General features: G+C 58.9%; 32 protein-coding genes and 1 riboswitch. Of the genes, 21 read left to right on the plus strand and 11 right to left on the minus strand.

All coding sequences use genetic code 11. From position 1 onward, the window contains the following. The 9 genes from QKD99_RS09735 to tuf all read left to right on the plus strand — a co-directional run. On the plus strand, positions 1–448 hold a 448-nt coding region (locus QKD99_RS09735), incomplete at its 5' end, for a hypothetical protein (RefSeq protein ID WP_347951340.1). Between the two features lie 482 nt (positions 449–930). Next, positions 931–1,073: riboswitch (TPP riboswitch) on the plus strand. Then, complete coding sequence (locus tag QKD99_RS09740; RefSeq protein WP_347951341.1) at positions 1,064–1,675, plus strand: ECF transporter S component; 612 nt, start codon at positions 1,064–1,066, stop codon at positions 1,673–1,675. Its footprint overlaps the riboswitch before it by 10 nt. A 14-nt stretch (positions 1,676–1,689) precedes the next feature. Then, positions 1,690–3,117 carry an ABC transporter ATP-binding protein gene (locus QKD99_RS09745; RefSeq protein ID WP_347951342.1) on the plus strand — a complete coding sequence of 476 codons (1,428 nt, stop codon included), beginning with the start codon at positions 1,690–1,692 and terminating at the stop codon, positions 3,115–3,117. Next, positions 3,110–3,880 carry an energy-coupling factor transporter transmembrane component T gene (locus QKD99_RS09750; RefSeq protein ID WP_347951343.1) on the plus strand — a complete coding sequence of 257 codons (771 nt, stop codon included), beginning with the start codon at positions 3,110–3,112 and terminating at the stop codon, positions 3,878–3,880. The genes QKD99_RS09745 and QKD99_RS09750 overlap by 8 nt, the downstream gene beginning before the upstream one ends. 26 nt (positions 3,881–3,906) lie before the next feature. Beyond that, positions 3,907–4,458, plus strand: a complete 552-nt coding sequence (locus QKD99_RS09755) for a hypothetical protein (protein ID WP_347951344.1) — start codon at positions 3,907–3,909, stop codon at positions 4,456–4,458. Positions 4,459–4,690: 232 nt separating this feature from the next. Continuing rightward, positions 4,691–5,062 carry a 30S ribosomal protein S12 gene (rpsL, locus tag QKD99_RS09760; RefSeq protein WP_005322866.1) on the plus strand — a complete coding sequence of 124 codons (372 nt, stop codon included), beginning with the start codon at positions 4,691–4,693 and terminating at the stop codon, positions 5,060–5,062. Between the two features lie 6 nt (positions 5,063–5,068). Then, the gene (gene rpsG / locus QKD99_RS09765) at positions 5,069–5,536 is read left to right on the plus strand and encodes a 30S ribosomal protein S7 (RefSeq protein ID WP_005322865.1); all 468 of its coding nucleotides are present in this window, start codon (positions 5,069–5,071) and stop codon (positions 5,534–5,536) included. Between the two features lie 323 nt (positions 5,537–5,859). Further along, entirely contained in the window at positions 5,860–7,989 is a 2,130-nt protein-coding gene (gene fusA / locus QKD99_RS09770; protein ID WP_269954323.1) for an elongation factor G, read from the plus strand. 391 nt (positions 7,990–8,380) lie between these two features. After that, positions 8,381–9,571, plus strand: coding sequence for an elongation factor Tu (gene tuf, locus QKD99_RS09775; protein ID WP_284766029.1), 1,191 nt, complete (start codon positions 8,381–8,383; stop codon positions 9,569–9,571). Positions 9,572–9,785: 214 nt separating this feature from the next. On the opposite strand, the gene QKD99_RS09780 is transcribed toward tuf, so the two are convergent. The 4 genes from QKD99_RS09780 to QKD99_RS09795 all read right to left on the minus strand — a co-directional run bounded on the left by QKD99_RS09780 (position 9,786) and on the right by QKD99_RS09795 (position 15,469). After that, positions 9,786–11,480 (minus strand): ABC transporter family substrate-binding protein, encoded by a 1,695-nt coding sequence (locus tag QKD99_RS09780; protein WP_347951345.1) that lies wholly within the window; start codon positions 11,478–11,480, stop codon positions 9,786–9,788. Between the two features lie 111 nt (positions 11,481–11,591). Next, complete coding sequence (locus QKD99_RS09785) at positions 11,592–13,496, minus strand: ABC transporter ATP-binding protein (protein WP_347951346.1); 1,905 nt, start codon at positions 13,494–13,496, stop codon at positions 11,592–11,594. After that, complete coding sequence (locus QKD99_RS09790) at positions 13,493–14,485, minus strand: ABC transporter permease (RefSeq protein ID WP_347951347.1); 993 nt, start codon at positions 14,483–14,485, stop codon at positions 13,493–13,495. The genes QKD99_RS09785 and QKD99_RS09790 overlap by 4 nt, the downstream gene beginning before the upstream one ends. Beyond that, positions 14,486–15,469 carry an ABC transporter permease gene (locus QKD99_RS09795; protein WP_023020541.1) on the minus strand — a complete coding sequence of 328 codons (984 nt, stop codon included), beginning with the start codon at positions 15,467–15,469 and terminating at the stop codon, positions 14,486–14,488. Positions 15,470–15,801: 332 nt separating this feature from the next. On the opposite strand from QKD99_RS09795, the gene QKD99_RS09800 reads away from it, so the two are divergent. After that, on the plus strand, positions 15,802–16,500 hold the full coding sequence (locus QKD99_RS09800; protein ID WP_347951348.1) for a hypothetical protein: 699 nt from the start codon (positions 15,802–15,804) through the stop codon (positions 16,498–16,500). Here the strand turns inward: QKD99_RS09800 and amaP are convergent. The 6 genes from amaP to QKD99_RS09830 are packed head-to-tail and all read right to left on the minus strand — an operon-like array spanning position 16,489 to position 19,610. Continuing rightward, positions 16,489–17,064, minus strand: a complete 576-nt coding sequence (gene amaP, locus QKD99_RS09805; protein WP_347951349.1) for an alkaline shock response membrane anchor protein AmaP — start codon at positions 17,062–17,064, stop codon at positions 16,489–16,491. The two genes, QKD99_RS09800 and amaP, sit on opposite strands and share 12 nt — an antisense overlap. Then, complete coding sequence (locus QKD99_RS09810; protein ID WP_269954328.1) at positions 17,057–17,623, minus strand: DUF6286 domain-containing protein; 567 nt, start codon at positions 17,621–17,623, stop codon at positions 17,057–17,059. Before QKD99_RS09810 ends, amaP begins: the two co-directional genes overlap by 8 nt. Further along, complete coding sequence (locus QKD99_RS09815) at positions 17,616–18,581, minus strand: Asp23/Gls24 family envelope stress response protein (protein ID WP_269954329.1); 966 nt, start codon at positions 18,579–18,581, stop codon at positions 17,616–17,618. Before QKD99_RS09815 ends, QKD99_RS09810 begins: the two co-directional genes overlap by 8 nt. Further along, on the minus strand, positions 18,581–18,775 hold the full coding sequence (locus QKD99_RS09820) for a hypothetical protein (RefSeq protein ID WP_005322852.1): 195 nt from the start codon (positions 18,773–18,775) through the stop codon (positions 18,581–18,583). Before QKD99_RS09820 ends, QKD99_RS09815 begins: the two co-directional genes overlap by 1 nt. A gap of 2 nt (positions 18,776–18,777) precedes the next feature. After that, positions 18,778–19,125: a hypothetical protein gene (locus QKD99_RS09825; RefSeq protein WP_347951350.1), complete on the minus strand. Its 348-nt coding sequence runs from the start codon at positions 19,123–19,125 to the stop codon at positions 18,778–18,780. Between the two features lie 5 nt (positions 19,126–19,130). Next, complete coding sequence (locus tag QKD99_RS09830; RefSeq protein WP_347951351.1) at positions 19,131–19,610, minus strand: Asp23/Gls24 family envelope stress response protein; 480 nt, start codon at positions 19,608–19,610, stop codon at positions 19,131–19,133. Positions 19,611–20,329: 719 nt separating this feature from the next. Here QKD99_RS09830 and rpsJ point away from each other — a divergent pair. Genes rpsJ through rpsQ form a run of 11 tightly spaced genes read left to right on the plus strand, consistent with a single transcriptional unit; the run spans position 20,330 to position 25,491 of the window. Further along, entirely contained in the window at positions 20,330–20,635 is a 306-nt protein-coding gene (rpsJ, locus tag QKD99_RS09835) for a 30S ribosomal protein S10 (protein ID WP_003848085.1), read from the plus strand. A 23-nt stretch (positions 20,636–20,658) separates the two neighbouring features. Further along, complete coding sequence (gene rplC, locus QKD99_RS09840; RefSeq protein WP_238800390.1) at positions 20,659–21,315, plus strand: 50S ribosomal protein L3; 657 nt, start codon at positions 20,659–20,661, stop codon at positions 21,313–21,315. Next, on the plus strand, positions 21,312–21,965 hold the full coding sequence (rplD, locus tag QKD99_RS09845; protein WP_005322847.1) for a 50S ribosomal protein L4: 654 nt from the start codon (positions 21,312–21,314) through the stop codon (positions 21,963–21,965). The genes rplC and rplD overlap by 4 nt, the downstream gene beginning before the upstream one ends. Then, positions 21,965–22,267, plus strand: coding sequence for a 50S ribosomal protein L23 (rplW, locus tag QKD99_RS09850; RefSeq protein WP_005322846.1), 303 nt, complete (start codon positions 21,965–21,967; stop codon positions 22,265–22,267). The genes rplD and rplW overlap by 1 nt, the downstream gene beginning before the upstream one ends. Positions 22,268–22,292: 25 nt before the next feature. Further along, positions 22,293–23,129 carry a 50S ribosomal protein L2 gene (gene rplB, locus QKD99_RS09855; protein WP_204610252.1) on the plus strand — a complete coding sequence of 279 codons (837 nt, stop codon included), beginning with the start codon at positions 22,293–22,295 and terminating at the stop codon, positions 23,127–23,129. Positions 23,130–23,142: 13 nt separating this feature from the next. Next, complete coding sequence (rpsS, locus tag QKD99_RS09860) at positions 23,143–23,421, plus strand: 30S ribosomal protein S19 (RefSeq protein ID WP_005276936.1); 279 nt, start codon at positions 23,143–23,145, stop codon at positions 23,419–23,421. Between the two features lie 3 nt (positions 23,422–23,424). Next, positions 23,425–23,787, plus strand: coding sequence for a 50S ribosomal protein L22 (rplV, locus tag QKD99_RS09865; protein ID WP_005276938.1), 363 nt, complete (start codon positions 23,425–23,427; stop codon positions 23,785–23,787). Beyond that, positions 23,787–24,530, plus strand: coding sequence for a 30S ribosomal protein S3 (gene rpsC / locus QKD99_RS09870; RefSeq protein WP_023027807.1), 744 nt, complete (start codon positions 23,787–23,789; stop codon positions 24,528–24,530). The genes rplV and rpsC overlap by 1 nt, the downstream gene beginning before the upstream one ends. A gap of 3 nt (positions 24,531–24,533) precedes the next feature. Continuing rightward, positions 24,534–24,950 carry a 50S ribosomal protein L16 gene (rplP, locus tag QKD99_RS09875; protein WP_005322843.1) on the plus strand — a complete coding sequence of 139 codons (417 nt, stop codon included), beginning with the start codon at positions 24,534–24,536 and terminating at the stop codon, positions 24,948–24,950. Then, positions 24,950–25,180, plus strand: coding sequence for a 50S ribosomal protein L29 (rpmC, locus tag QKD99_RS09880; protein ID WP_005322842.1), 231 nt, complete (start codon positions 24,950–24,952; stop codon positions 25,178–25,180). Before rplP ends, rpmC begins: the two co-directional genes overlap by 1 nt. Before the next feature lie 2 nt (positions 25,181–25,182). After that, complete coding sequence (gene rpsQ, locus QKD99_RS09885; protein WP_049378865.1) at positions 25,183–25,491, plus strand: 30S ribosomal protein S17; 309 nt, start codon at positions 25,183–25,185, stop codon at positions 25,489–25,491. 74 nt (positions 25,492–25,565) lie between these two features. Here the strand turns inward: rpsQ and QKD99_RS09890 are convergent, their stop codons facing one another. Then, complete coding sequence (locus QKD99_RS09890) at positions 25,566–26,360, minus strand: siderophore-interacting protein (RefSeq protein WP_347951352.1); 795 nt, start codon at positions 26,358–26,360, stop codon at positions 25,566–25,568. Between the last annotated feature and the right edge of the window lie 96 nt (positions 26,361–26,456).

The following is a 26,456-nucleotide window of genomic DNA, read 5'->3' on the forward strand; positions in this document are numbered from 1 at the left end:
CGGCGAGCCTAAGGACAACTCCGGTTCCAGCGATGGCGGCTCCAGCATCCCGGGTGGCTCTTCCAATATTGATTGGGAGCGCTGTGCACCGGCTGCTGCAGGCCTTGGCTTGCCGCTACTGTTCCTGCTGCCGATTGGTCTGGCTTCGCAGATGAACATTCCGGGCTTCTCCCCGCTGGTAAAGCAGGTCTCTGCACAGATTGATGGCATCAACCGTCAGCTGGGTCAGCAGAATGTCGCACTGCAGAAGCAGCTGGGTATTTACAATGGCCCGCTTGCAAAGCAGGCTAACCAGATTAACCTGATGTTGAAGAAGGTTAGCCCAGAGGCTAGCCGCATCGGTGGCGGAATTGCTCTCGCGGCAGCTGGCGCACTTGCACTGGGATTGCTTATCAACTCCTGTGCTCCAGGCGCTGGTTCCTCCAGCTCCTCCAGCTCCTCCAAGTAATCGTGGGAGTGGGGCTACTTAAAGTCCCGCACCTGTGCGCCATGGGAAGGGCGTAATCTTCCCAACCTTCTAGGGAACGGGAATGGCCGTTGGCCCAGTTGAATCCATAGGGATCGCTGGTGCTAACGGCCATTCGTTGTGTTTTGCTAGCTAAAGGTTGAGGCTTTCGACTAGATAGATTGGTTGAGTCGCTACACTTATTGAGAGCCCTGTTTCCTGGGGTCCCTAGAGCTTCGCGGAAGTAATTGGTTGCTCGGTAAGTTTTGGGAATGACTGGGTTAGCTGTGTAGGAGGTAGTCCAGGTCGCATCAGGGGGCGGTTTGCTGGATAGTCGGCAGACCAAAAGTCGGCCCTGTTGCTCCAAAGCAGTCGTGTGTTATGCATCGGGCGACCAATGGGGGAGGGGAGCTAATGGCGCTTGCTAGTATTAACACAGTCTTTAGTCAGGTACGCCACCATGGCGAATGCTAAAGAACGATAATTGTACAACTCACGGGTGCTTCTGCCTGTACAAAGAATCAATGTCTTATGGACAGATAGAGGCTGAGATGCCGCTATATGCGCGGTGAACCGTAGAACCTGATCCGGATAATGCCGGCGAGAGGGAGGAAAATAATGTCTACTACACGTGCGTCCGCTGCCCCGAAGCGCAGTTTGAATTGGCGCGTGGTCGATATCGTGGTTGCATCTGTTCTGGGTGTAGCTTGCGGCTTTGTATTTTTGGGGTGGAACGCAGTGGGCTATGCCTGGTTCCAAGCAATGGATGCTATTACCCCGGGATTGGGCGGCATAGCCACCGGCATTTGGCTCATTGGTGGCGTGCTGGGTGGCCTTATCATCCGCAAGCCGGGTGCGGCTGTATACGTTGAGGTCCTAGCGGCTACTGTGTCCGCAGTGCTGGGTTCCCAGTGGGGCATTGAAACCTTGTATTCCGGTTTGGCACAAGGTCTCGGCGTGGAAATCATCCTGGCTATCTTCCTGTACCGCAAGTTTGGCTTTGGTGCGTCGGTATTAGCTGGCATGGCGGCAGGCTGGGGTGCTTTTATTCTTGAGCTATTCCTTTCCGGTAACTTGGCTCGCTCCTTCGAGTTCCAGATGATTTATTTGGTCACGCTGACTATCTCCGGTGCTATCCTGGCCGGTGCTTTGGGCTACTTTGTGGTGAAGGCGCTGGCGAAGACAGGCGCCTTGGATCGTTTCGCCGCGGGCCGTGAACAGCGCGCTTAGGGCGTGTTGACACTGTGACTGACTTTTCCACTCTGGCGGGAAGGCCCACGAAAATAACCGCCCGCGGTTTTGGCTGGAGGCATGCAGGGCGCACCCAGCCGGCGTTAGCGGATATTGACCTGGTTATTGAGCCGGGCGAGCGGGTATTGCTCTGCGGAGACTCTGGATCCGGAAAGTCCACATTCCTGGCTGCTATAGCCGGGGTGCTGGGCTCTGATGAAGAGGGAACCCGCGCCGGAGAGATCCTTTTGGAAGATTCCACTGGCGCGGTGGAAGAACCGGGCCATTCCATTCCCGTAGGACTGGTGCTGCAGGATCCAGACTCGCAGGTTATCTCAGCTCGGGTGGGAGATGATATTGCTTTCGGCTGCGAGAACCTAGCGTATCCGAGGGAAGAGATTTGGCGCCGTGTAGCCGCGGCCAAGGATCTGGTCGGCCCGTTCGTGGATATGGATTTTCCCACCGGGCGCCTATCTGGTGGGCAAAAGCAACGCCTTGCTTTAGCGGGGGTAATCGCTATGGGTGCCGGTGTGGTGCTGCTTGATGAGCCCACTGCCAATCTTGACCCTGCCGGCGCACGCGATGTGGTTCGGGCTGTTTCTGAACTAGTAGAAGAGACTGGGGCTACCCTCGTGGTGGTAGAGCACCAACATTCGACCTGGGAAGGACTGCTTGACCGAGCCGTGGAAATTGCGCATGGGCGCATCGTGGCCGATGGATCCTTTGAGCAAGTAGCACGGCACCGCCGTGTCGAAGGGCTCCCCCAGGCCCGCGAGTTGGGCGATGGTGCAGCTGGGGAAGGCGACGCTGCTCTGTGGAGCAAGGATTTGGTTACTCGCTTCGGCCCACCGCGCACGATTTCTCTGCCGGCGGGCGCTTCGACTGTGATCACAGGTCCTAATGGTGCAGGAAAATCGACATGGTTGATGACCATGGCGGGCTTGCTGCCGGCCATCTCCGGCGAGATCGGTGTGGCAGACTATGTGCGCCGTGGGGTCAAGGGGCCGCCGATTCGGTGGAAGTCTCGTGAGCTGGCAGACCGTATTGGATTCGTATTCCAAAACCCGGAGCACCAGTTCGTTTCTCGCACGGTAGCGGAAGAGCTGCGCGTAGCACCAAAGGTCATGCGAGTAAAGCCACCGGAAGAGCGCATAGCGCAATTGGTGGATTCCTTGCGCTTAGAACACCTTTTGGAGGCTAATCCTTTCACGCTTTCAGGAGGCGAGAAGCGCCGCCTTTCAGTGGCAACTGCGTTGGTTACCTCACCTGAGGTAGTGCTCCTTGACGAGCCTACTTTTGGACAGGACCCGCAAACCTTTGTGGAGCTGGTGCGTTTGCTACGCGAGCTAGCCGATGGTGGTACCACCGTCGCCTCCATTACTCACGACCCTTTGTTTATTCAGGCTTTAGGGGACCACCATGTGGAGGTGGAGGGTGCCTAACCTTTTGCGCGGGGCCAATCCGTTGACGCGAGTGTTTTTGATGTTTATCTGGGTCACTCCCATTTTGGCATCTATTGACTGGGTTTCGGCAGCGGTATCATTAGCGCTCACCCTGATTTTCGCCCCGTTATGCGGGGTATCGTGGGGGCGAGTCTTTAAAGCCGGATGGTTCCTTTTCTTGGTTGCCCCGATTTCCGGCATTTCAATGCTTCTTTATGGTGAACCCAGCGGCACCGAATACTTCCACTGGTGGCTTATCCATGTCACCGAAAATTCGCTTACTCTCGCTATCGCCATCACCCTGCGCGTCTTCGCCGTAGCGTTGCCCATGGTGGTACTTGCCCGTGATATTGATCCAACCGAATTAGGCGATGCGCTCTCGCAGATCCTCAAGCTGCCCTCGCGCTTTGTTGTTGGTGCGGTGGCGGGTGTGCGCATGATGACGCTCTTCCAGTCCGATTGGCAGTCGTTGGGGATGGCGCGCAGGGCGAGGGGGCTGACGGACGTCGGCAAGCTGCAGCATCTGCTGACCATGTCCTTTGGCCTTCTGGTTATTGCGCTGCGCCGCGGTGGCAAGTTGGCAACCGCCATGGAGGCGCGTGGTTTCGGCCGTACCCCGCCTGGAGGTGGGAAGCGCTCGTGGGCACGTGAGTCGCGGCTGCGCGCCCACGATGGGTGGATTATGGCCTGCGGCGCCGTCCTTGCTTTCGTACCGGTGGTAGTTTCGGTACTCACTGGGGCCTGGAGATTCTTCGGCCTATAAACCGCGAAAGCAGTGATTGAGCGACCATGGACTTTGATAGCCAACAAGAACGCCTTTTAGAGGACATCGTCAAGCTGGCCGCAGCCAGAAAGCGCGCCTTCAAGCCAGTGACCGTGCTTATCGACGGCCCCTCGGGCGCCGGCAAAACCTGGACCTCCGCCGCGCTGGCCGAGCGCACCAATTGGCGGGTAGTGCACCTCGATGAGTTCTATCCCGGCTGGCATGGCCTGGATAAGGGTTCGGATATGGTGGCCGAGCAGGTTTTGCGCACCATGAACCCCGGCTATTGGCGCTGGGACTGGGAAGCAGGCGCCCCAGGGGACTGGGCCAGCTTGGATGTGCGCGATGATCTCATCGTGGAAGGCGTGGGCTCGGTAACCGCCGCCAATATTGCCGCGGCCAAGGAGAGGGGAGTGGTAGTGAGCGTGCTTATCGACGGCCCCCGTGACCAACGCCGCGAACGCGCCATCGCCCGCGAGCCTGGCTACGAGCAGTGGTTTGAAACGTGGGAGGAACAGGAAAAGGGCTACTTTGCCACCAAGGCCGCCGCGGCGGACCTGGTCTGGGAATGGTCCTAGCAGGAAGAAGCCGCCGACCGCGTTTTGTATAAAGCGCGGTCGGTTTGCTACTCTAAACCTCAGTTCACTATGCGCGTCATAATGGCGCGCGGTGAAGAGTCTGATCCTTAACAAGGCACCAGCCTTGGAAAGAGTTCTGGACATGCGGTAGCGCCCCGGGAAAGAGCGCCCATTTTTGCATGTTTGGTTCCTTTCTATTGGTCTCGGTGCGATTCGACAGAAAGACTGTTAAATGCCAACTATTCAGCAGCTGGTCCGCAAGGGCCGCCACGATAAGCGTAAAGAGGTTTCCACCGCTGCGCTGAAGGGTTCCCCGCAGCGTCGCGGTGTGTGCACCCGCGTGTACACCACCACTCCTAAGAAGCCGAACTCCGCACTGCGTAAGGTTGCTCGTGTTCGCCTGACCACCGGTATCGAGGTTTCCGCCTACATTCCGGGTGAGGGCCACAACCTGCAGGAGCACTCCATGGTCCTCGTTCGCGGCGGCCGTGTGAAGGACCTTCCTGGTGTTCGTTACAAGATCATCCGCGGCGCTCTGGATACCCAGGGTGTCAAGGACCGTAAGCAGGCACGTTCCCGTTACGGCGCAAAGAAGGGACAGTAATAAACAATGCGTAAGAATGCTGCTCCGAAGCGTCCTGTAGTCAAGGACCCGGTATACAACTCCGAGCAGGTAACCATGCTCGTCAACAAGATCCTCCAGGATGGCAAGAAGTCCACCGCAGAGCGCATCGTTTACGGCGCTCTCGAGGCTTGCCGCGAGAAGACCGGTACCGATCCGGTTGGCACCTTGGAAAAGGCACTGGGTAACATCCGCCCAGACCTCGAGGTTCGCTCCCGCCGTGTCGGTGGCGCTACCTACCAGGTGCCGGTTGAGGTTCGCCCTGACCGCGCTAACACCCTGGCACTGCGTTGGATGGTGACCTTCACCCGCCAGCGTCGCGAGAACTCCATGATCGAGCGTCTCGCAAACGAGATCCTGGATGCCTCCAACGGCCTCGGCGCTTCCGTTAAGCGTCGTGAGGATACTCACAAGATGGCAGAGGCCAACCGCGCCTTCGCCCACTACCGCTGGTAATTTCAGCACCCACATCAATGGCCCAAGCAACGAGAAACAAGTTTCGCGCTGGCTGCCGGCAGTTTTCCTGCCGCGGCAACACAAAACTCCATATCTCTTGCTTGGGCCATTTTTTGCCCTAATGGGTGTGATCTCTGGGCGGTATACCTGCCCAGTCCAGCGGCATCGTGGAGTGTCCAGTACACTGAAGCGATGGAAGTCTAGGGGCAGGCTGCCCCGAGGACGGCCAAATAGTGGCAAAAATTTACATGACCTTATCCATGCAGGCGTCATAGCCAGAAACCTGGTCACGGCGTCGACGACTATTAAGTTGGGGTATAAACGTGGCACAAGAAGTGCTTAAGGACCTGAACAAGGTCCGCAACATCGGCATCATGGCCCACATCGATGCTGGTAAGACGACGACCACCGAGCGTATTCTCTTCTACACCGGTATCAACCGTAAGGTGGGCGAGACCCACGACGGTGCTTCCACCACTGACTGGATGGCACAGGAGAAGGAACGCGGCATCACCATTACCTCCGCTGCCGTGACCTGTTTCTGGGACAACAACCAGATCAACATCATCGACACCCCGGGTCACGTTGACTTCACCATTGAGGTCGAGCGCTCCCTGCGTGTTCTCGATGGCGCTGTTGCTGTCTTCGATGGCAAGGAAGGCGTTGAGCCACAGTCCGAGCAGGTGTGGCGTCAGGCTGCTAAGTACGACGTTCCGCGTATCTGCTTTGTTAACAAGATGGACAAGCTAGGCGCTGACTTCTACTTCACCGTTCAGACCATCATTGACCGCCTGGGCGCTAAGCCATTGGTTATGCAGCTGCCTATCGGCGCTGAGGATGACTTCGACGGCGTGGTTGACCTGCTGAACATGCAGGCAATTACCTGGCGTGGCAAGGTTGAGACCGGTGCTGAGCCTACCTACGAGGAAATCCCAGAAGACCTCAAGGACAAGGCTGCAGAGTACCGTGAGAAGCTGGTTGAGACCGTTGCTGAGTCCGACGAAGAACTCATGGAAAAGTACTTCGGCGGCGAGGAGCTGACCATTGAGGAGCTCAAGGCCGGCATCCGCAAACTGACCATCAACACCGAGGTTTACCCGGTTTACTGCGGTACCGCATACCGCAACAAGGGCGTCCAGCCGCTTCTCGACGCTGTCGTTGACTTCCTCCCGAACCCACTCGATGTTGGCGAGGTTGTCGGCCACGCTGTCGGCGACGAGGATGAGCAGGTTACGCGTAAGCCTTCCGTTGAGTCCCCGTTCTCTGCACTGTCCTTCAAGGTTGCTGCACACCCGTTCTTCGGGCAGCTCAACTTCGTCCGCGTTTACTCTGGTCAGGTTCTGCCGGGCACCGAGGTTATGAACTCCACCAAGGGTAAGAAGGAGCGCATCGGCAAGCTGTTCCAGATGCACGCCAACAAGGAGAACCCTGTTGAGCAGGCTGACGCAGGTAACATCTACGCGGTTATCGGCCTGAAGGAAACCACCACCGGTGACACCCTGTGTGACAAGGATGACCAGATCATCCTTGAGTCCATGGACTTCCCGGATCCAGTTATTAAGGTTTCCATTGAGCCAAAGACCAAGGCTGACCAGGAGAAGCTGGGTACCGCTATCCAGAAGCTCGCTGCTGAGGACCCAACCTTCACCGTTGAATTGGATGAAGAGACCGGCCAGACTGTTATCGGCGGCATGGGCGAGCTCCACCTCGACGTTATGGTTGACCGCATGAAGCGCGAGTTCAAGGTCGAGGCAAATATCGGTAACCCGCAGGTTGCTTACCGTGAGACCATCCGCAAGAAGGTTGAGTCCATGGAATACACCCACAAGAAGCAGACCGGTGGCTCCGGCCAGTTCGCAAAGGTTATCTGCACCATCGAGCCGTACAACCCGGACCCAGAAACCCTGGAAGAGGGCGAGTCCGCAACCTACGCATTCGAGAATGCCGTTACCGGTGGCCGCGTTCCGAAGGAATACATTCCTTCCGTTGACGCTGGTATCCAGGACGCTATGCAGTACGGCTACCTGGCAGGCTTCCCGATGGTTAACATCAAGGCCACCCTGGAAGACGGCGCTTACCACGACGTCGACTCCTCCGAGATGGCCTTCAAGCTGGCCGGCTCCCAGGTCTTCAAGGAAGCAATGGCCAAGGCTAAGCCGGTTCTGCTCGAGCCGATGATGGCCGTTGAGGTCGTTACCCCTGAGGAGTACATGGGTACCGTTAACGGTGACATCTCCTCCCGTCGTGGCCAGGTCTTCGCTATGGAAGACCGCTCCGGTGCGAAGGTTGTTAAGGCTAAGGTCCCGCTGTCCGAGATGTTCGGCTACATCGGTGACCTGCGTTCTTCCACCGCAGGCCGCGCAAACTTCACCATGGTCTTCGATTCCTACGCAGAGGTTCCTTCCTCCGTGGCACAGGAGATCATCGAGGAGCGCACCGGCGGCGCTAACTAAGCGCTAGCCCCGTCTTCTCCGCGGTTTAGTCGGGCTGGTACTCTTCGCCAGTAGATGCCAGACCCGCCGCGGGGCGGGACAACTGGGCCAGGGTAGCGGCGGGCTGAGTTTGCAGCTTAGGCCTCTAAGTTGTGAATTGAGCCGGCCGTTACCCTCCCAGGATCCTTTTCAAAGATTCTTGTCGAGGGAAATGGCCGCGATTTTTCGCGGGGTTACCTCCTATAACGGCGGTTTGAAAAAACCGCGACATAAATCTAGGATCGTGTAACTGGCACGTAAAGAAAGCGTCATTAGCGCTTTGCCCCACATACTGTGGGTCGGGTGCCAATGACAACTGTCAACCACGTGGCTGCGAAGGTCGTAGCCACCATATAGTCCAGGAGGACATACAGTGGCAAAGGAGAAGTTCGAGCGTACGAAGCCGCATGTGAACATCGGCACCATCGGACACGTCGACCACGGCAAGACCACCACCACCGCAGCGATCACCAAGGTTCTGGCTGACCAGTACCCTGAGGAGAACGAGGCATTCGCGTTCGACATGATCGACAAGGCTCCTGAGGAGAAGGAGCGCGGTATTACCATCAACATCTCCCACGTTGAGTACTCCACCCCGAAGCGCCACTACGCACACGTTGACGCTCCGGGCCACGCCGACTACATCAAGAACATGATTACCGGCGCTGCTCAGATGGACGGCGCTATCCTGGTTGTTGCTGCAACCGATGGCCCGATGCCGCAGACCCGCGAGCACGTTCTGCTTGCTCGCCAGGTTGGCGTTCCTTACATCCTCGTTGCACTGAACAAGTGCGACATGGTTGATGATGAGGAAATCATCGAGCTCGTTGAGATGGAGATCCGTGAGCTGCTCGCAGAGCAGGACTACGATGAGGAAGCTCCTATCGTTCACATCTCCGCTCTGAAGGCTCTCGAGGGCGACGACAAGTGGGTACAGTCCGTCGTTGACCTGATGGAAGCATGCGACAACTCCATCCCGGATCCGGAGCGCGCTACCGACCAGCCGTTCCTGATGCCTATCGAGGACATCTTCACCATTACCGGCCGCGGTACCGTTGTTACCGGCCGTGTTGAGCGTGGCCGTCTGAACGTCAACGAGGACGTTGAGATCATCGGTATCCAGGAGAAGTCCCAGACCACCACCGTTACCGGTATCGAGATGTTCCGCAAGATGATGGACTACACCGAGGCTGGCGACAACTGTGGTCTGCTTCTGCGTGGTACCAAGCGTGAGGACGTCGAGCGTGGCCAGGTTGTTATCAAGCCGGGCGCTTACACCCCGCACACCAAGTTCGAGGGTTCCGTCTACGTCCTGAAGAAGGAAGAGGGCGGCCGCCACACCCCGTTCATGAACAACTACCGCCCGCAGTTCTACTTCCGTACCACTGACGTTACCGGTGTTGTTAACCTGCCAGAGGGCACCGAGATGGTTATGCCTGGCGACAACGTTGAGATGTCCGTTGAGCTCATCCAGCCGGTCGCTATGGACGAGGGCCTGCGCTTCGCTATCCGCGAGGGCTCCCGCACCGTCGGCGCTGGCCGCGTTACCAAGGTTATCGAGTAATCGATACCCCGTAACCGCTCAGTAGAGCTTTAAAGAGTCCGCTCCACCTACGGGTGGGGCGGATTTTTTGATCTCTGGCCACGCGCAGAGCTACCGCGAGTTTTTAATGCCGCCTGCGTGGAATTTTGCGGGCAGAAGAAAGCCTCCCGCGGCATAGACTGTTCGGGATGCCGCGGGAGGCTTTAGCGTATTGCGCTAGGGGCTTTTAGCGCTTCTACTTCTCCCAGCCGATATCTTCCTTGGGGAGGATGGCGAAGCCGTTGGCGCCATAGTTGGCCAGGCCCTTCTTCACGCCGACCATCTGTGGACCGTTGGCAAAAGGAAGGATGCCGTAGTGGCCAAAGGCCTCCGACTCGAGTTCATTGACCCGCTCAATCTGCTCGTCCTTGGTCGGCAGGTTTTGCAGCTCCTCAATCTTCTTATCGAATTCCTTGGTGCCGGTGCTCGACATGTTCAGCGTGGAATCACTGGCGTAGGTCTGGCCAAAGTAAGCGACGCCAAACGGGTCAGAGGAGGCAAATGCGGAAAGGAATAGGTCGAAATCTCGCTCCGAGGTTACCTTGGAGAACTCGGACGAAGGGCGCTCTTCGATCTTGAGGTCAACGCCGACGTCCTTGAGCATCTTTTGCACTGCTGCGGCGAGGGACTTTGACACTTCATCGTCACCGATGAGGATATAGCGCAGGGAGAGCTTTTCTCCGTCCTTAGCGTATATACCATCGTCGCCTTGCTGGTAGCCGGCGTCCTCTAGGAGTTTCTTGGACTGCTCAGGATCAAACTTGATGACGTCCTTGACGTTGTCTTTGTAGCCCTCCTGGGTGGAGTAGAGGGTAAGGGATCCCGGCATCTCTTCTTCGTAACCCAGGCCGTTGTAGCGGATTTCGGCCAGCTGATCGCGGTCGATGGCGGAGAAGACGGCGTGGCGTACGTCCTCGTCCTTGAGCTGTGGTGCCTTGGAATTGAGGGTGAAGATGACGTTGGCGGGGCGTAGTGCGGCACGGATGTCGATGGCATCGCCCATCTCGCCGGCAATGGTGAGGCTGTTCTTATCGGCCACACCGGCGGCATCAATTTCGCCGGCTTGGAAAGCGTTGATGGTGGCCTGGGATTCCATGACGCGGAAGCTTACCTTCTTCAGCTTCGGCTTATCGCCCCACCACTTCTCGTTGGGCACGAGGGTGAGGGTGCCGCCCTTGAAGTCCACGTTTTCTACCTTGAACGGGCCGGCGCCATACTGCGGGTTCAGCTTGCCCAGATACGCCTTGTCAAACTTCTCTGGGCTGTCGATGGCGGGGTGGAGAAGCTCGTTGAAGAGGCCCTGCCACCACGGGTAGGGGCCATCGAAGGTGACAACGACGTCTTTGTCGGTAGCGCCCTTCTCCACAGAGGTAATGCGCTCAAAGCCATCGGTGGCGTTTACCTGGACGTCTTCATCCTTGCCGTTGTTGAAGCGCCAGGTATTTTCAAAGGCCTTCCAGTCAATGGGCGTGCCATCGTTGAAGGTGGCATCCTTGTTGATCTTGAAGGTGACGACGGTGTTCTCGCCCTTCTTGTCTTCCTTGACATCATCGATGTAGTCGGGGTTTGGGGTGTAGTTTCCCTCGCCGTCATACAGCGCAAGCTGTGGGTTGTACCAGCCCCAGACCTTGCGGGTATCGGCGGTCATGTTGGCGTGGAACGTGTTTTGCTGCTCAGTGAGTTCATCGAGGGGGAGGGTGAGCTCGCCGTCGTCCTTGAGCTCGACGCGGGACTTTTCGTTGTAGTCGCCAGCCGGATTAACCTCGATGTCGAGGCCGCCGACTGCCTTGGTGGAGTCGCCGTCCGAGTTGGCGGCGCAGCCAGTGAGGGCGAGGGCTGCGGCGGAGAGGGTAGCTACGGTAGCAATCCGGAAGCGGGTGAACTTTTTCATGGTGGGGTTTCTCCTTGAGTGAGAGGAAGGTGAAGGTTGCGGTAGCGGGGGAAGCTGCCGCAGCTCTTCAGGTGTGAGGTTTACTATATATAACGCGCTCTGTGTAGCGGGTCACTTTTGGGAAATTGGTGAGGCTTGTGCCGGACCGGGGTTGCGTCGCCTGCGGGCAGCCTCCGGATCCGGAATCGGAATGGCATCCAGGAGCTTCTTGGTGTAGTCGGCTTGGGGGTTCTCGAAGATCTCATCGGTTGGCCCAGACTCCACAAACTGACCCTTGTACATGACGGCCACCCGGTCTGAAAGGTGGCGCACCACGGACAGGTCGTGCGCCACGAAAAGGTAGGACAGGCCCAGCTTCCGCTTGAGATCCTCCAAGAGGTTGATGACGCCGGCCTGGATGGAGACGTCGAGCGCGGAGACGGGCTCATCCAAGACCAAAACCGAAGGGTTCGTGGCCAGCGCGCGGGCGAGGCCGATGCGCTGGCGCTGTCCGCCGGAAAAGTGGCTGGGGAAGCGATCCAGCTGGGAGGAGTCCAAACCGACAAGGCCCATGAGCTCGTTCACGCGGGCGTCCACGTCGCCGTCGTAGCCTAGGGAGTTGAGTGGTTCGGCGATGACCTCGCGCACGGTCAGGCGCGGGTTGAGGGAGCTCATGGGATCCTGGAAGACAATTTGGATGTCCTTGCGGGCCTCGCGGCGCTCGGAATTGCTCATCCCGGCCGCGTCCTTCCCGTTGAGCACGATTGCGCCGTTTTCGGGCTTTAAGTCCATGATTTCCAGCAGGGTGGTGGTCTTGCCGCAGCCGGACTCGCCCACGATGGCCATGCATTCGCCCTTGCGAATATCAAAGGTGAGGCCGTCCACTGCCTTGACCGTGCCCACGCGGCGCTTGACCAGCGCGCCCTTAGTAAGTGGGAATTCCTTGCGCAGGTCCGTGACCTCCAAGGTGGTGGGGCGCTCCTCGCGGGGGATGCCGGCCATGACGTCCTCCGCGAGCTGCGGGGGCTTAAACATGAGCTCGCCGCCGATTTTACGGTCGTGGATCTCGGGGGCGCGCAGGCAGGCACTCTGGTGCGAGGGGGCGTCGTCAAGCGGGATAAGCGGCGGCTCACCATCGGAGCAGGCGGGCTGCGCCACGGGGCAGCGCGGGGCAAACTGGCAGCGCTGCTTGAGGTCCACCAGCACCGGCGGGCTGCCCACGATGGGCGTGAGCGGTTCTTCTGCCGACACATCCGGGCGCGGCGTGGAGCCGAGCAGGCCCACGGTATAAGGCATGCGGGGCTGGGAGAAGATGGTATCCACATCGCCGCGCTCCACGGGGCGGCCGGCGTACATGACCATGACATCATCGGCCGTTTCTGCCACCACGCCCATGTCATGGGTAATCATGATGGTGGCGGCGCCGGTTTCGCGCTGGGCGAGCTTAATGACGTCCAGAATCTGCGCCTGAATGGTTACATCCAGGGCGGTCGTGGGCTCATCGGCGATAAGCACGCGCGGATTATTGGCAATTGCGATGGCAATGACCACGCGCTGGCGCATGCCGCCTGAGAACTCATGCGGGAAGGACTTTAGGCGCAGGTGCGGATCGGGGATGCCCACGAGGTCGAGCAGCTCCGTGGCCTCTTTGAGGGCCTGCTTCTTGCCGACGTCCCTATGGGCCTGAATTGCCTCCACCAACTGCGATCCAATATCGAAGACCGGGGTGAGCGCGGAGAGCGGATCCTGGAAGATCATGCCAATGCCGTTGCCACGGATCTCGGACATCTGCTTGTCGCTGAGGCCGAGCAGCTCGCGGCCGTCGAACTTTACGGACCCGGTGATCTTCGCGTAGTCCGGCAGGAGCCCCATGATGGACATGGAGGTCACGGACTTACCGGAACCGGATTCGCCCACGATGCCGAGCGTGCGGCCAGGGTAGAGATCAAAATCTACGCCACGGACCGCGGAGACGGATCCGGCTTCGGACGGGAAGTTTACGCGCAGGTCTTTGACGGATAAGACGGGCGAGGTCATGCTTTACCTCCGGAATTCGAGTTGGGGTCGAGCGCATCGCGCAGGCCATCGCCAATGAAAGCCATGGACACGGTGAGCAAGGTCAAGGTTGCGGCAGGGAAGTAGAACAGCCATGGGGAGGATTGCACGGCGGCGGTGCCGCCCTGCAGGAGGGTGCCGAGGGAGACGTCGGGAAGCTTGACGCCCAACCCCAGGAAGGACAGGGCAGTCTCCGAGCCCACGGTGCCCACCACGCCGAAGACGAACTGGATGATGAGTAGCGAACCAATATTGGGAATGACGTGGCGCACGATGGTGCGCAGCTTGGACACGCCCATGTAGCTCGCCGCGCGGACGTAGTCTTGCTCGCGCACCGTAAGCGCTAGCGACCAAATCACGCGGGCCTGGTACATCCAGCCAAAGAGGATGAGTACGACGATGAGCAGCTTCCAGTCGCCGCCGGAATCCGCGACTACCAGTGCGATGAGCAGGAAAGTAGGGATGGACAGCAGGAAGTGAATGACGGCCAGCACCGCCTTTTCGGCGATGCCTCCCCACAAGGCTGCAGCGGATCCAATGAACGCGGAGATGACCAAGGTAGCCAGGGACACCACGATGGCGATGGTCAGGGACCTGCCTAAACCGTGAATGGTCTGGGCATAAAGGTCATTGCCGGTGTCATTCGTGCCAAACCAGTGCTCGGGGCTCGGCGGTTCCGACAGTGCAAGGAAGTCCGGCTCGGTGTAGTCCCACTTGGCAAAGAAGCCGCCAAAAAGTGCCGCAAGGACCAAGAAAGCCAGGATGATAAGGCCCAGGGTGGCGAGCTTATTGCGGAAGAAGCGGCGCAGGTACAGCTTGTAGCGCGAGGTGCCACGGGGCATTTGCTCTAGGGTGGCTACCTGCTCGGCCTCGGCCGGGGAGAAGGGATCTCCCGTAGTGACCTCGCTGTGTGCGGTGATTTCCCCGCGCGGTTCCTGCTTGAAATAGTTGCGGTCTTTAGATGGGGTCATTTAACTCACCCTCACTCGTGGATCAAGCGCGACGACAACCAAGTCCGCCAATACAGCGGAGATAGCTGTCATGGCGGCGCCAAAGGCAGCGACGGCAGCTGCACCGTTGACGTCGTTCTTGCTAATGGTCTCGATGAAGTACTGGCCCATACCGTTCCAGCCAAAGATGCGCTCGGTCATCACCGCACCGGTGAAGATGCCCGGGATGGAAAAAGCCACCGAGGTTGCCACCGGGATGATGGAGGTGCGCAGTGCGTGCTTGCGAATCGCCTGTTGGCGGGTCAAGCCCTTAGCGCGGGCGGTGCGCACATAGTCCGCATCCAAGTTATCCAGCAGCAAGGTGCGCTGGGTCATGTGATAGCTGGCGTAGCTAATGAAAACCAATGAAATGGTGGGAAGAATCAAGTGCTGTGCGGAATCCACCAGCTTGGGAAAGAAACCTTCCACGTCTAGCGAATGGGAGCCGACGACGTAGAAAATTTTCTTGCCGCTGAGCTCGTTGATCTTGAGCGCACCCCACACCACGGCGATGGACGCCACGACCACGTGGGTATTCATCGCAATGATGGAAATGCCCTGCCAGATGCGGTCACCAGTTTTGTACTGGCGCGAAGCGGTGTAGACGCCCACAGCCACGCCGATGAGAATGGACAAAATGGTGGAAAGTAAAAGCAGCTGCGCGGAAACCCAGATGCGGTAGCTAATTTCTGAATTCACCACCTCGCCTACCGGGGATTGGCCCCAGTCCCATTTGGTGAGGATATTGGTCAGCCAGGTCCACCAGCGTTGCACAAGTGGGGTATCGGGGCTGAGGTTATAGGGCTCGAGGAGGCTATTGATTTCCTCCGGCGAAAGTGGTGGGCGTCGGCCAGTGTAGTTGGACCGTGGGTCCAAGAAGCTGGCCGCCAAGAGATAGGCGAGGTTGGTAGCCAAAAAGATCATGAGTAACCAGCCCAAGGTCTTTTTGATCAGATATTTAGTCATAGAGATTCTCCGTGCGCGGTTAAGCAGGAAACGGGGTGCAAAGGTGTATCCAACGAGCAAAACGTTGTATGTGACTAATCTAATAATATGTTATGCAGAACACAATCAAATCCACCCCGTGACATAAATCCCCAATAATACGACAGGTATTACTGAACGTAGCTAGGGCGGAAAAATCTGCAATAAATGCATCGTGAGCAGGCGATATGTGACTCGAGATTGTTGAACACTTATAGTATTTATTTAATTGAATGAAATTAACTCGGGGGTGAAAATTCTCCTCTCGGCCCCGGCTGCCGGACCGGCGCCGGTGCTGGGTAATCTTGGCGGATATGGATGACCCCACCCGCATCGATCCCACGCTTGAGTCCCTCCGCCGCGCCTGGGAGGGCCAGCCCGACCTCAGCCTTCCCACTTTCTTTGCCATGCTGGCTAATCAAGGCATTGGATGGGGCACCACCGACGCCGAACTCGTTGCGGAATTGGAGCGCCAGGCGGGCGTGCACCCGCCCTTGCTTCCCCTGGAGGGCGGCCGCATTGTGGAAGGGGAATGGCTCGTGCTTGCCGACGCCCCCACCTACCGCATCACCGCCACCCCTACTCACATCATTGTGCGCCGCCCCGATACCCAGCCCGTGGTGTGGGCCTATGAGTCCATTCGCTCTACGGGCCCTGGCCGCCCATTTACCATCCGGGATACCGAGGGCTTTGAACACCGCTTTGGCGTGGTCTCAAGTCTCATGCGGCTGAGTGTCGAGCGCCCAGACCTTAATGGCCTGAAGCGGCAGGATTTGGGTGATTTCGTCTTTATTCTTCGCTTCGCAGCGGCCATCGGTGTGCTCGATCATGGGCTGCACCTATTTGCTAAGGAGAACCGCCGCGTAACTCGCCAGGACTACTCTTGGCAGCGTATAGAAAAATGCCGCCCCGGCGAGGAACTGGAATTGATCCTCGGGGGCGGCGAGTCGGCCCGCCTTGGGGCTGTTCAGGAGGTCTTGGTGGCGGAGACTCCGAACCCGCTATTCGGATAGGTCCTTCATCGGACCTACCTTGCTGAACTGCAGCTTGTAGATGGTGTCCAAATCGGCGTCGGGAAACGCTGCGCGGAAATCGCGCTCATTGGTTTCAACCGCAGCGGTAAGGCGCTCCACCGGAGTGTCTGGATTTGCCGTCACCGTGTACTGCAGCGTGGGCCGCGCGCGGTCATAAGCCACAAGGCGCTCTACGTGGTCTACGCCCTTGACTCCATCCAAATCCTGGGCCACGGCGCCGGCGATAGCGTTCATCGAGGTCGTGATAGAGCCCTTGTCATTGGAAGAAGCGGACTCCACATTGTTGAAACGGCGGTGGCGCAGGTTAGCCACCACAATCCACAGTCCCAGAATAAGTAGCAGTGCGGAGCCACCGGCCAGCGCCCATACCCACCAGTCATTGTCCGCCAAGCTCTTCCACGTATCGTGGTCCACCCACAGGGCTAAGTACTTTGCAAACTCCACGTTGAAGTGGATCAAGATGGGCCACACGCCCAAAGCGATGAGGATGATTCCCAGCAGGCCCAGCAGGATGCGGTCAAAGGTAGCAAGTTTTCTAGACATTGTTATCCAACTCCGGAATCTTCTCTACAGCTACGGTGACCTGCGGCGGGTTCTTGAGGTGGGCCAGGCAGCGTGTTACCGCCGTCTCCACCCGGCTCTGCAGCTCCGCATCGTCCGTATCGCCATTAACGGTGACCTTGGCCGTCTTGCTATCCGCGGAGGTCTGCGCCGAGGCCACGCCCGGAACACGGCGAGCAGTAGCCGACGAGAGGCGGGCGATATCTACCGGTCGCATCCACATGGACGCGGTATCGGAGGCAAGTTGCATGTGCGTGGTGCGGCGCGTCTTCACTGCTGCGAAGAGGAAAATTAGGCCTACGACAATGGAGGCAACGCCGGCCCAAATCATCCACGTCTGCAGCTCTTCGGTGGCAATGAGATTAAGCACCGGCTGTACCCAGGACTGGGCATCGGAGCCGGAGCCCACCAGCCACGTCTCGCGCACGCCGACGACGCCCGCGGCGAGCAGTAGGAGCCCAAGGATTACGGCCCAAGTACGCGCCGCCGGAGACGCCTTCGGCTGCTGCCCAAAGTGTTCAGGCATGTGCTGATCAGCCATTATTGCCTCCTTGTGGGCGGTACGGGTTAATGGAAATGGCGCGCAGGGGCTCGGGTCGTGGCGCATCGACGTGCAACGGCCGAGGATTTGCCGGCCTGACCTCAATGCGCTTGAGCGGTTGTGGCCGCGGGGCCTTTACCGCGCGCGCAGGAGCAGACTTGGGGGCCTCGACGCGGCGCGGAGCCCACTCGTGGCGAATCTCGATCTCGCGCAGCGGCTGCGGCCGAGGAGTTGCTACCTGAACCTTTCGTGCCAGTGGACGAACCTGCCCACTAGGGATCAACCTGGCTGGGCGGGGTGCAGCCACGCTGTGCACGCGGACCGGCTTGGGTTCCCTGATCGGTCGCACCGTGTGGTCGCTCGGGGACGTCACCTCGCGCAGCTGGTGGTCTGGGAGGTCAGCGGAAATGTTGCGTACCTCGGCCTCGCGCGGGGTGTCCACGGACCGCACCGCGACACCGGTGGCCGGGGCGGCGATGGTGCGCACCGGTACCTCCTGCGGTGTGGCAATGCTGCGTACATTCACCGACTCCGCAGTGACCGGCTGCCATACCGGCGAGGGCGTGATGTGGGGCGCGACGGCAGCAGCGATCTGGCGCTGCTCCACCTCGGCGGCAGTTACTCGATTGCCCGGAACGGAACCGCCGACGGTGACGTTGACGCGCGTGGTGGAATAACCGGTGTGCGCCGCGATGGCTTCCGAGATGGCGGCACGAGTATGTTCCGCCACCGTGGTGACCGGCGAAGGCCACACCACGCCAATGGTGGCGTTGACGGCTGCTACCTCGCGCTCTGGGTCCATTTGGACCGAGGCCCGTGGAAAACCGCGGCCGCCGATGCCCGCTAGCTTGGCCTCTATAGCCTTGGTGCCGGGCACGCTAGCAATCGCGGCGGCAACGATGTGTTCCATGGTCCGCAGCGAGATACGCGTGTGGCCCTGAGTGGAACTATCTGTCATTAACCTTGGCCTTTCTCCTTACCAATGAGGCCATTCCACACAGAAGTGAGATCAATACGGCCATCAAAGTGTGCACCCACAATGCCGCCGATTGCGGCAAGAAGTACCGCGAGCAAAGTAGGACCCCAGCCTAGGTACAAGAAGAAGGCAAGAATAAGGCCGGAAATGATGCCCAAAGTGGTGTAATTCTTCATATCTATTCCTTCGATGGAGCAGCGGATAAGCCATCTACGGCGTCAGAAAACTCAACGTCAATGCGCTGCAGTTCGGGACAAGCCCCACGGGCGGCGGACCGAATATCTTCTGCCAAGGCATAAAGGTCCGGCGCGGCGCTGACATCAACGCGAATGTTGATCTGCAGGTGGCGATCATCGCGCGGGTCGGGCCGGCGCATGCCGACGATGCGCTCGCCCGGTAGGTACAAACTGACCGAACCGAACGAACCGCCGTCGAGCGCGGCGACGCCGCGCACCTTCTGGACTGCCTCCGCAATAGCGCGGGCATGGCTTACCTCGAGCTCAAAACGTGCTCGGGGCTCAGGCATTGGGCTTAAGCCTGACCCTGGTTCAAAGCAGCCTGGTCTTCCCCTTCGGACTCATCCTTCGGCAGCTTTACGTCGTGAACAACAACGTTGACGCGCTCGACGCTCAGGCCGGTCATGCGCTCAACGGCATTCATGATGTTGCGGCGGATGGCCTCGGCGAGCTCGTGGATGGCCACGCCGTACTCAGCGGTGATGGCAACCTCGATGCGAGCGCTCCCGTCTGCTACCTCTACGTCCACGCCCTGGCGGACGTCTTCAGAAGCACCGAAGGACTCGCGGATATTGCCGATCATGCGAGCGCCGCCGCCACCCAGGGAATCCACGCCGGAAACCTCGCGGGCAGCGATGCCGGCAATCTTGGACACCACGACATCATCGATGGTGGTGGTGCCGTACTGGGTTTCCAGGTTGTTATTGACCTCGCGCTCCTCGGAAGCAGGAACCTGGTTGTCAGAGTTTTGTGCAGGGGTCTTGTTTTCAGACATGGGCGAGTGAGCCTTTCTCTATTGGGTGATGCATGAACGCGATATTCAACTATCTAGGCAGGACAAAGAGTCCACAGCCATTACCTCCGAGCTTAGATACTTCTCAGCCGAGTGTGGGGTGCGAGGCAACAAAATTTTCCAAAACGTGATTTTTGGCACGGTTTAATACGCGGCTTGAAAAACCGCAGCCCAACATGCTTAAATACAAAGGTTGCTTTAACAGGGCAGCGAGAACCGAGGTTCGGTGATGGCGGCGGACGTCGCCAAGCATGAGTCTCGGGGAGACGCTGAGCTGGTAAAGCGAACATGACACCTTCGTTGTCGCCATGCTTCAGGAAAACCTGAAGCATTGACTGGAAGGTCATCCAATCGGGCTAGGTCCGCGTTAGAGCAGTGACACCCCGAGAAGATGGACCGGAGAAGGGGCATGGCAAATAAACAGCGGCAGTAGACGAATTGGACACTCACCACGTGTAATGCGTGAAAACCGTCCTCTTCACAATACTTTGACTACGGGTCTTGTACCCCGTCGAGAGCACTGCGTTCTGGCACTTGCCATGTACCGCAACTCTTGGTCGTCATGGCAGTCAGACCACTGGCGTTGTGTCAGGCCCCAAGCCCGGACAACGTTATAGAGAAATCGAGAAGCAATTTCCCACCGCTTCACGCCCCGGAAACGCCGGGAATGTGAAAGTGGGGAAGCGAGGAAGAGGATAAGCGTGGCGGGACAAAAAATCCGCATTCGGCTGAAGGCCTATGACCACGAGGCTATCGACGCTTCTGCAAAGAAGATCGTCGAGACCGTTACCCGTACCGGTGCTCGTGTAGTTGGCCCAGTGCCGCTCCCAACCGAGAAGAACGTATACGCAGTTATTCGTTCTCCGCACAAGTACAAGGACTCTCGCGAGCACTTCGAGATGCGCACTCACAAGCGCCTGATCGACATTCTCGACCCAACTCCGAAGACCGTTGACGCTCTTATGCGCATCGATCTTCCGGCAAGCGTCGACGTGAACATCCAGTAAGCGACTTTGGTGGAGAACAAATAATGAGTGAAAACGAGATCAAGGGCATTCTGGGCAAGAAGCTCGGCATGACCCAGGTCTTCGACGAGGACAACCGCGTTGTGCCGGTTACCGTCGTCGAGGCAGGGCCATGCGTTGTCACCCAGATTCGCACCCCCGAAACCGATGGCTACAGCGCCATCCAGATCGCCTTTGGCGAAATTGACCCACGCAAGGCAAACAAGCCGGTTGGTGGACACTTCAAGAAGGCTGGCGTAACCCCGCGCCGTCACGTTGCGGAAATCCGCATGGACGACACCTCTGCATACGAGGTTGGCCAAGAGGTCAAGGTTGACATCTTCGAAGGCATCTCCTTCGTTGACGTCACCGGCAAGACCAAGGGCCACGGCTACGCCGGCGCCATGAAGCGCCACGGCTTCGCAGGCCAGGGCGCAGCTCACGGTAACCAGGCCGCTCACCGCCGCGTTGGTGGCATCGGCGGCGCTGCTACCCCGGGCCGCGTCTTCAAGGGCAAGCGCATGGCTGGCCGTATGGGCCACGACCGCGTGACCACCCAGAACCTGAAGATTCAGAAAATCGATGCCGAGTCCAACCTGCTGCTCATCAAGGGTGCTATCCCTGGTGCGCGCGGCGGCCTCGTCACCGTTAAGACCGCAGTGAAGGGCGGTGCACACGCATGAGCAACCTCAAGCTAGACGTCCACACTTCCGAGGGTAAGACCAACGGCTCTGTAGACCTGCCAGCTGAAATCTTTGACACCGAGGCATCCATTGCTTTGATGCACCAGGTTGTTAACGCTCAGCTTGCCGCTGCACGCCAGGGCACCCACGCAACCAAGACCCGCGGCGACGTCCGCGGTGGTGGTCGCAAGCCTTTCCGTCAGAAGGGCACCGGCCGTGCACGCCAGGGCTCCATCCGCGCACCGCACTACACCGGTGGCGGCACCGTCCATGGCCCACAGCCACGCGACTACGCACAGCGCACCCCTAAGAAGATGATCAAGGCTGCTCTCTTCGGTGCACTGTCCGACCGTGCTCGCAACGAGCGGATCCACGTCATCGAAGAGCTCGTACCGGGCCAGAAGCCGTCCACCAAATCGGCCAAGGCCTTCCTCGAGTCCCTGACCGAGCGCAAGAACGTGCTGCTGGTCATCGGCCGCGAGGACATCAATGCTCGTCGTAGCGCTAATAACCTGCCTAACGTTCAGATCCTGGACGCTGGCCAGCTCAACACCTACGACGTTCTCTACTCCGATGACGTTGTGTTCTCCGTTGAGGCGCTACACACCTTCATCAACCGCGCAACCGGCGCGGATAAGGAGGAGAACTAATGGCTAAGATTTCTAACCCACGCGATATCATCATCGCCCCGGTTGTATCCGAGAAGTCCTACGGTCTGATGGAGCAGAACGTATACACGTTCTACGTCTCCACGGACTCCAACAAGTCCCAGATTAAAGATGCCGTAGAGCAGATCTTTGACGTAAAGGTCGACTCCGTGAACACCGTGAACCGTGCAGGTAAGCGTAAGCGCACCCGCACCGGTTACGGCCAGCGTAAGTCCACCAAGCGTGCATACGTGACGCTCCGTGAAGGCAGCGACTCCATCGACGTCTTTGGCGCACAGGCCTAAGACGGAGACGAAGTAAGGAAGAATTATGGCTATTCGTAAGTACAAGCCGACAACTCCGGGTCGCCGCGCATCCTCCGTTTCTGAGTTTGACGAGATCACTCGTTCTACTCCGGAGAAGTCCCTGCTGCGCCCGCTGAGCAAGACTGGTGGCCGTAACAACTACGGCCGCATCACCACCCGCCACATCGGCGGTGGCCACAAGCGCCGTTACCGTCTCATCGACTTCCGTCGTAACGACAAGGACGGCATTCCGGCAAAGGTCGCTCACATCGAGTACGACCCGAACCGCACCGCAAACATTGCACTGCTTCACTACGTTGATGGCGAGAAGCGCTACATCATCGCCCCTAAGGGCCTGAAGCAGGGCACCATCGTAGAGTCCGGCCCGAACGCAGACATCAAGGTTGGCAACAACCTGCCGCTGCGCAATATCCCGACCGGTTCCATCATCCACGCTGTTGAGCTCAAGCCGGGCGCCGGCGCTAAGCTGGCTCGCTCCGCTGGTGCTTCCATCCAGCTGCTGGGTAAGGAAGGCAAGTACGCAGTTCTGCGTATGCCGTCTTCCGAAATCCGCCGTGTGGACATCCGTTGCCGCGCCACCGTTGGTGAGGTTGGCAACGCCGAGCAGATGAACATCCGCTGGGGCAAGGCCGGCCGTATGCGCTGGAAGGGCGTACGCCCGACCGTCCGCGGTGTCGTTATGAACCCGGTTGACCACCCACACGGTGGTGGTGAGGGTAAGACCTCGGGTGGTCGCCACCCTGTGTCCCCATGGGGCCACAAGGAGGGTCGTACCCGCAACCCGAACCGTTACTCCAACAACATGATCGTGCGCCGTCGTCGCCCGAACAAGAAGCGCTAAGAGGAGGTAAACAATGCCACGCAGCCTTAAGAAGGGCCCGTTCGTCGATGAGCACCTCCTCAACAAGGTGGATGCTCAGAACGATGCAGGCACCAAGCAGGTCATCAAGACCTGGTCTCGCCGCTCGACCATTCTCCCCGATTTCATCGGTCACACCTTCGCCGTCCATGACGGCCGTAAGCACGTTCCGGTTTTCATCGAGGATTCCATGGTCGGCCACAAGCTGGGCGAGTTTGCACCAACCAAGACCTTTAAGGGTCACGTCAAGGATGACAAGAAGGGACGTCGATAAGCGATGAGTGAGACCATCACCTCCGCATCCGCCACGGCCCGCTACGTCCGCGTCACCCCGATGAAGGCACGTCGCGTGCTCGATCTGGTCCGCGGCAAGTCCGTAAGCGAAGCCCTGGCTATCCTGAAGTACGCACCGCAGGGTGCTTCCAAGCCAGTTGCAAAGGTCGTTGCTTCTGCAGCCGCTAACGCTGAGAACAACTTCGGCCTCGACCCACGCACCCTGGTCATCTCCGAGGCTTATGCCAACGAGGGTCCGACCATGCGTCGTTTCCAGCCGCGTGCACAGGGTCGTGCATTCATGATTCGTAAGCGCACCAGCCACATCACCGTGGTTGTCGAAAGCCAGCAGGAAGGGGCCAAGTAATGGGCCAGAAGATCCATCCTCACGGCCTACGTTTGGGCATCACTTCCGACTGGAAGACCCACTGGTTCGCCGATAAGGACTACGCGAACTACGTAGCCGAAGACATCAAGATTCGTAACTACCTCAACAAGGGCCTCGAGCGCGCCGGCATTGCCGACGTCGTTATCGAGCGCACCCGCGACCGCGTCCGCGTGGACATTCACACCGCCCGTCCGGGCATCGTGATTGGCCGCCGCGGTGCTGAGGCTGACCGCATCCGCCGCGAGCTGGAAAAGCTCACCGGCAAGATGGTTGCCCTCAACATCCTCGAGGTCAAGCAGGTAGACGCAAACGCAACCCTGGTTGCTCACTCCATCGCGGAGCAGCTGGTTAACCGCGTCGCATTCCGTCGTGCAATGCGCAAGGCTATCCAGTCCGCTATGCGCCAGCCACAGGTTAAGGGCATCAAGATTCTGCTGTCCGGCCGCCTGGGCGGTGCAGAAATGTCCCGCGTTGAGCGCTACCACGAGGGTCGCGTTCCGCTGCACACTCTTCGCGCCGAAATCGACTACGGCACCGCAGAGGCCCACACCACCTTCGGCCGCATCGGCATCAAGGTGTGGATCTACAAGGGTGACGTCGTCGGTGGCGTACGCGAGTCCGAACTGAACGCTCCGGCACAGGGCCGTGGCCGTGACCGTAATGGTCGCTCCCGCCGCGGTGGCCAGCGCCGCCAGCGTGCACAGCAGAAGCAGGAGGGCTAATCCATGCTGATTCCTAAGCGTGTTAAGTACCGCCGTCAGCACCGCCCGAACCGTCGCGGCGTGTCCAAGGGCGGTAACCGCATCAACTTCGGCGATTACGCTATCCAGGCTCTCGAGCCGGCGTACATCACCAACCGTCAGATTGAGGCCGCACGTATTGCCATCAACCGCCACGTCAAGCGTGGTGGCAAGGTGTGGATCAACATCTTCCCGGACCGTCCGTTGACCCAGAAGCCGCTTGGCGTTCGTATGGGTTCCGGTAAGGGCCCGGTCGAGAAGTGGGTGGCTAACGTTAAGCCAGGCCGCGTACTTTTCGAGATGAGCTACCCAACCGAGGCCGTTGCTATTGAGGCTCTGCGCCGTGCAGGCCAGAAGCTTCCTTGCAAGGTCCGCATCATCAAGAAGGAGGACCAGTTCTAATGGCAACCGGTACCCCCGCCCACGAGTTCCGTGAGCTCGACAACGCTGAGCTGCAGTCCCGCCTGAAGGATGCGAAGGAAGAGCTGTTCAACCTCCGCTTCCAGAAGGCCACTGGCCAGCTGACCAACAACCGCCGCATCGGCACGGTTAAGCGCGACATTGCCCGCATCTACACCGTTCTGCGCGAGCGCGAGCTGGGCCTGTCCGTTGCTCCGGGAGCTGAGGCTTAATCATGAGTGAGGCTAACGTGACTGATTCCAAGAAGGCACCTACTCCGAAGAAGGAGAAGGTCAAGGGCGCTCCTAAGGTTCGCACCGGCTACGTAGTATCCGACAAGATGACCAAGACCATCGTTGTCGAGCTGGAAGACCGCAAGCAGCACGCCCTGTACGGCAAGATCATGCGCTCTAACAAGAAGGTTAAGGTGCATGATGAGGAAGAAACCGCAGGCATCGGCGATCTCGTACGCATCGCTGAGACCCGCCCGCTGTCCAAGGACAAGCACTTCCGTCTCGTTGAGATCATCGAGAAGGCTAAGTAAAACCTAGCCAGCAGAAAGCCCCCGCTACCGAACCTAGAGTTCGGAGCGGGGGCCTTCGTCGTTTTAGGACTTCTTTACGGCCGGGCCCTGCCATAAAACCAGTAGGGAACCCACGTGACGTCGGTGGTATCCAGGCCCCATTCATTCACCGCGAGGCCTCGCACGCTTTTTGCTAGCCTCCCCTCGCCGGAAGCCCATACGTACCCTGGCCTCGGCGCACCAGCATAGTCCGCTCTCAGGGCGGCAACGACAGCCTCCGCCTCCTCGTGCGGTTGGGTATGAATAATCCGCAGGCTGCGTACGCTCGCCTCCCATCTAGCTGCGAGGCCTGGTTCTACTTCGTCGTTGCTGGTAACCACGGCCATAACGTGGGTGGCCCGAAGCATTTCCGGGTTATGGTCTTCTTGGTAGGCCAAAATGTGCCGCAGCGCGGGCAGGGCGGATGCGTCGGCAACTAGAAGTTGTGGCTTCTCGGTTGGCCGCCACAGGTCGTTGCAGGTGAAGAATCCCGCTGTATCTCCGGCTTGTGCGCGGCGAATCCACCGCGAGCCAGGTCCTGAATCACCGTGTGTCACCACGTCGACATCGACTGTGGCCTCCTCCGAGTGGAGCGCGCGGATGGTGTACCAGCGCAGGTCCGGCCGCCTCTCCGCGTCGATCGCGCTCACAGCCGAGCGGAGGTTTATGCCGTCGACGGGGAAGGGGGTAAATTCTTGTTCAGCTCGGGGCATGACGAGTCCAAAGAATTCATCGGGACCGGAGAGAGTGTATGTCCGGAAAGCCTCGGCGTAGAACGTGAGCCGGTGCAAGCGCGGACGGATCCGTCTATTGGCGGTCAAAGTAACGGGGATGAGTTCGTGCGCAGACATTGGGGCCGATTGTAGAGAAGGGTTCATGTGTCTAATAAATTACTATTTTAGTTTAGCCTTGCCTAATCGTGCCTATGCGTTATAAGGTAAGCAAGG

It is taken from the genome of Corynebacterium sp. c3Ub_189 (assembly GCF_039907195.1).
In the GTDB taxonomy this organism is placed as follows: domain Bacteria; phylum Actinomycetota; class Actinomycetes; order Mycobacteriales; family Mycobacteriaceae; genus Corynebacterium.

Coding starts and splice junctions, on each gene's coding strand:
- QKD99_RS09740 (WP_347951341.1), top strand. CDS start 1,064: ATGTCTACTACACGTGCGTCCGCTGCCCCGAAGCGCAGTTTGAATTGG.
- rplP (WP_005322843.1), top strand. CDS start 24,534: ATGCTGATTCCTAAGCGTGTTAAGTACCGCCGTCAGCACCGCCCGAAC.
- rpsL (WP_005322866.1), top strand. CDS start 4,691: ATGCCAACTATTCAGCAGCTGGTCCGCAAGGGCCGCCACGATAAGCGT.
- QKD99_RS09785 (WP_347951346.1), bottom strand. CDS start 13,496: ATGACCTCGCCCGTCTTATCCGTCAAAGACCTGCGCGTAAACTTCCCG.
- QKD99_RS09810 (WP_269954328.1), bottom strand. CDS start 17,623: ATGGCTGATCAGCACATGCCTGAACACTTTGGGCAGCAGCCGAAGGCG.
- rpmC (WP_005322842.1), top strand. CDS start 24,950: ATGGCAACCGGTACCCCCGCCCACGAGTTCCGTGAGCTCGACAACGCT.
- QKD99_RS09795 (WP_023020541.1), bottom strand. CDS start 15,469: ATGACTAAATATCTGATCAAAAAGACCTTGGGCTGGTTACTCATGATC.
- rplW (WP_005322846.1), top strand. CDS start 21,965: ATGGCTAAGATTTCTAACCCACGCGATATCATCATCGCCCCGGTTGTA.
- QKD99_RS09755 (WP_347951344.1), top strand. CDS start 3,907: ATGGACTTTGATAGCCAACAAGAACGCCTTTTAGAGGACATCGTCAAG.
- rpsQ (WP_049378865.1), top strand. CDS start 25,183: ATGAGTGAGGCTAACGTGACTGATTCCAAGAAGGCACCTACTCCGAAG.
- QKD99_RS09815 (WP_269954329.1), bottom strand. CDS start 18,581: ATGACAGATAGTTCCACTCAGGGCCACACGCGTATCTCGCTGCGGACC.
- rplV (WP_005276938.1), top strand. CDS start 23,425: ATGAGTGAGACCATCACCTCCGCATCCGCCACGGCCCGCTACGTCCGC.
- QKD99_RS09830 (WP_347951351.1), bottom strand. CDS start 19,610: ATGTCTGAAAACAAGACCCCTGCACAAAACTCTGACAACCAGGTTCCT.
- rpsG (WP_005322865.1), top strand. CDS start 5,069: ATGCGTAAGAATGCTGCTCCGAAGCGTCCTGTAGTCAAGGACCCGGTA.
- QKD99_RS09825 (WP_347951350.1), bottom strand. CDS start 19,125: ATGCCTGAGCCCCGAGCACGTTTTGAGCTCGAGGTAAGCCATGCCCGC.
- rpsC (WP_023027807.1), top strand. CDS start 23,787: ATGGGCCAGAAGATCCATCCTCACGGCCTACGTTTGGGCATCACTTCC.
- amaP (WP_347951349.1), bottom strand. CDS start 17,064: ATGTCTAGAAAACTTGCTACCTTTGACCGCATCCTGCTGGGCCTGCTG.
- rpsS (WP_005276936.1), top strand. CDS start 23,143: ATGCCACGCAGCCTTAAGAAGGGCCCGTTCGTCGATGAGCACCTCCTC.
- rplC (WP_238800390.1), top strand. CDS start 20,659: ATGAGTGAAAACGAGATCAAGGGCATTCTGGGCAAGAAGCTCGGCATG.
- QKD99_RS09790 (WP_347951347.1), bottom strand. CDS start 14,485: ATGACCCCATCTAAAGACCGCAACTATTTCAAGCAGGAACCGCGCGGG.
- rplB (WP_204610252.1), top strand. CDS start 22,293: ATGGCTATTCGTAAGTACAAGCCGACAACTCCGGGTCGCCGCGCATCC.
- QKD99_RS09820 (WP_005322852.1), bottom strand. CDS start 18,775: ATGAAGAATTACACCACTTTGGGCATCATTTCCGGCCTTATTCTTGCC.
- QKD99_RS09890 (WP_347951352.1), bottom strand. CDS start 26,360: ATGTCTGCGCACGAACTCATCCCCGTTACTTTGACCGCCAATAGACGG.
- QKD99_RS09800 (WP_347951348.1), top strand. CDS start 15,802: ATGGATGACCCCACCCGCATCGATCCCACGCTTGAGTCCCTCCGCCGC.
- rplD (WP_005322847.1), top strand. CDS start 21,312: ATGAGCAACCTCAAGCTAGACGTCCACACTTCCGAGGGTAAGACCAAC.
- QKD99_RS09780 (WP_347951345.1), bottom strand. CDS start 11,480: ATGAAAAAGTTCACCCGCTTCCGGATTGCTACCGTAGCTACCCTCTCC.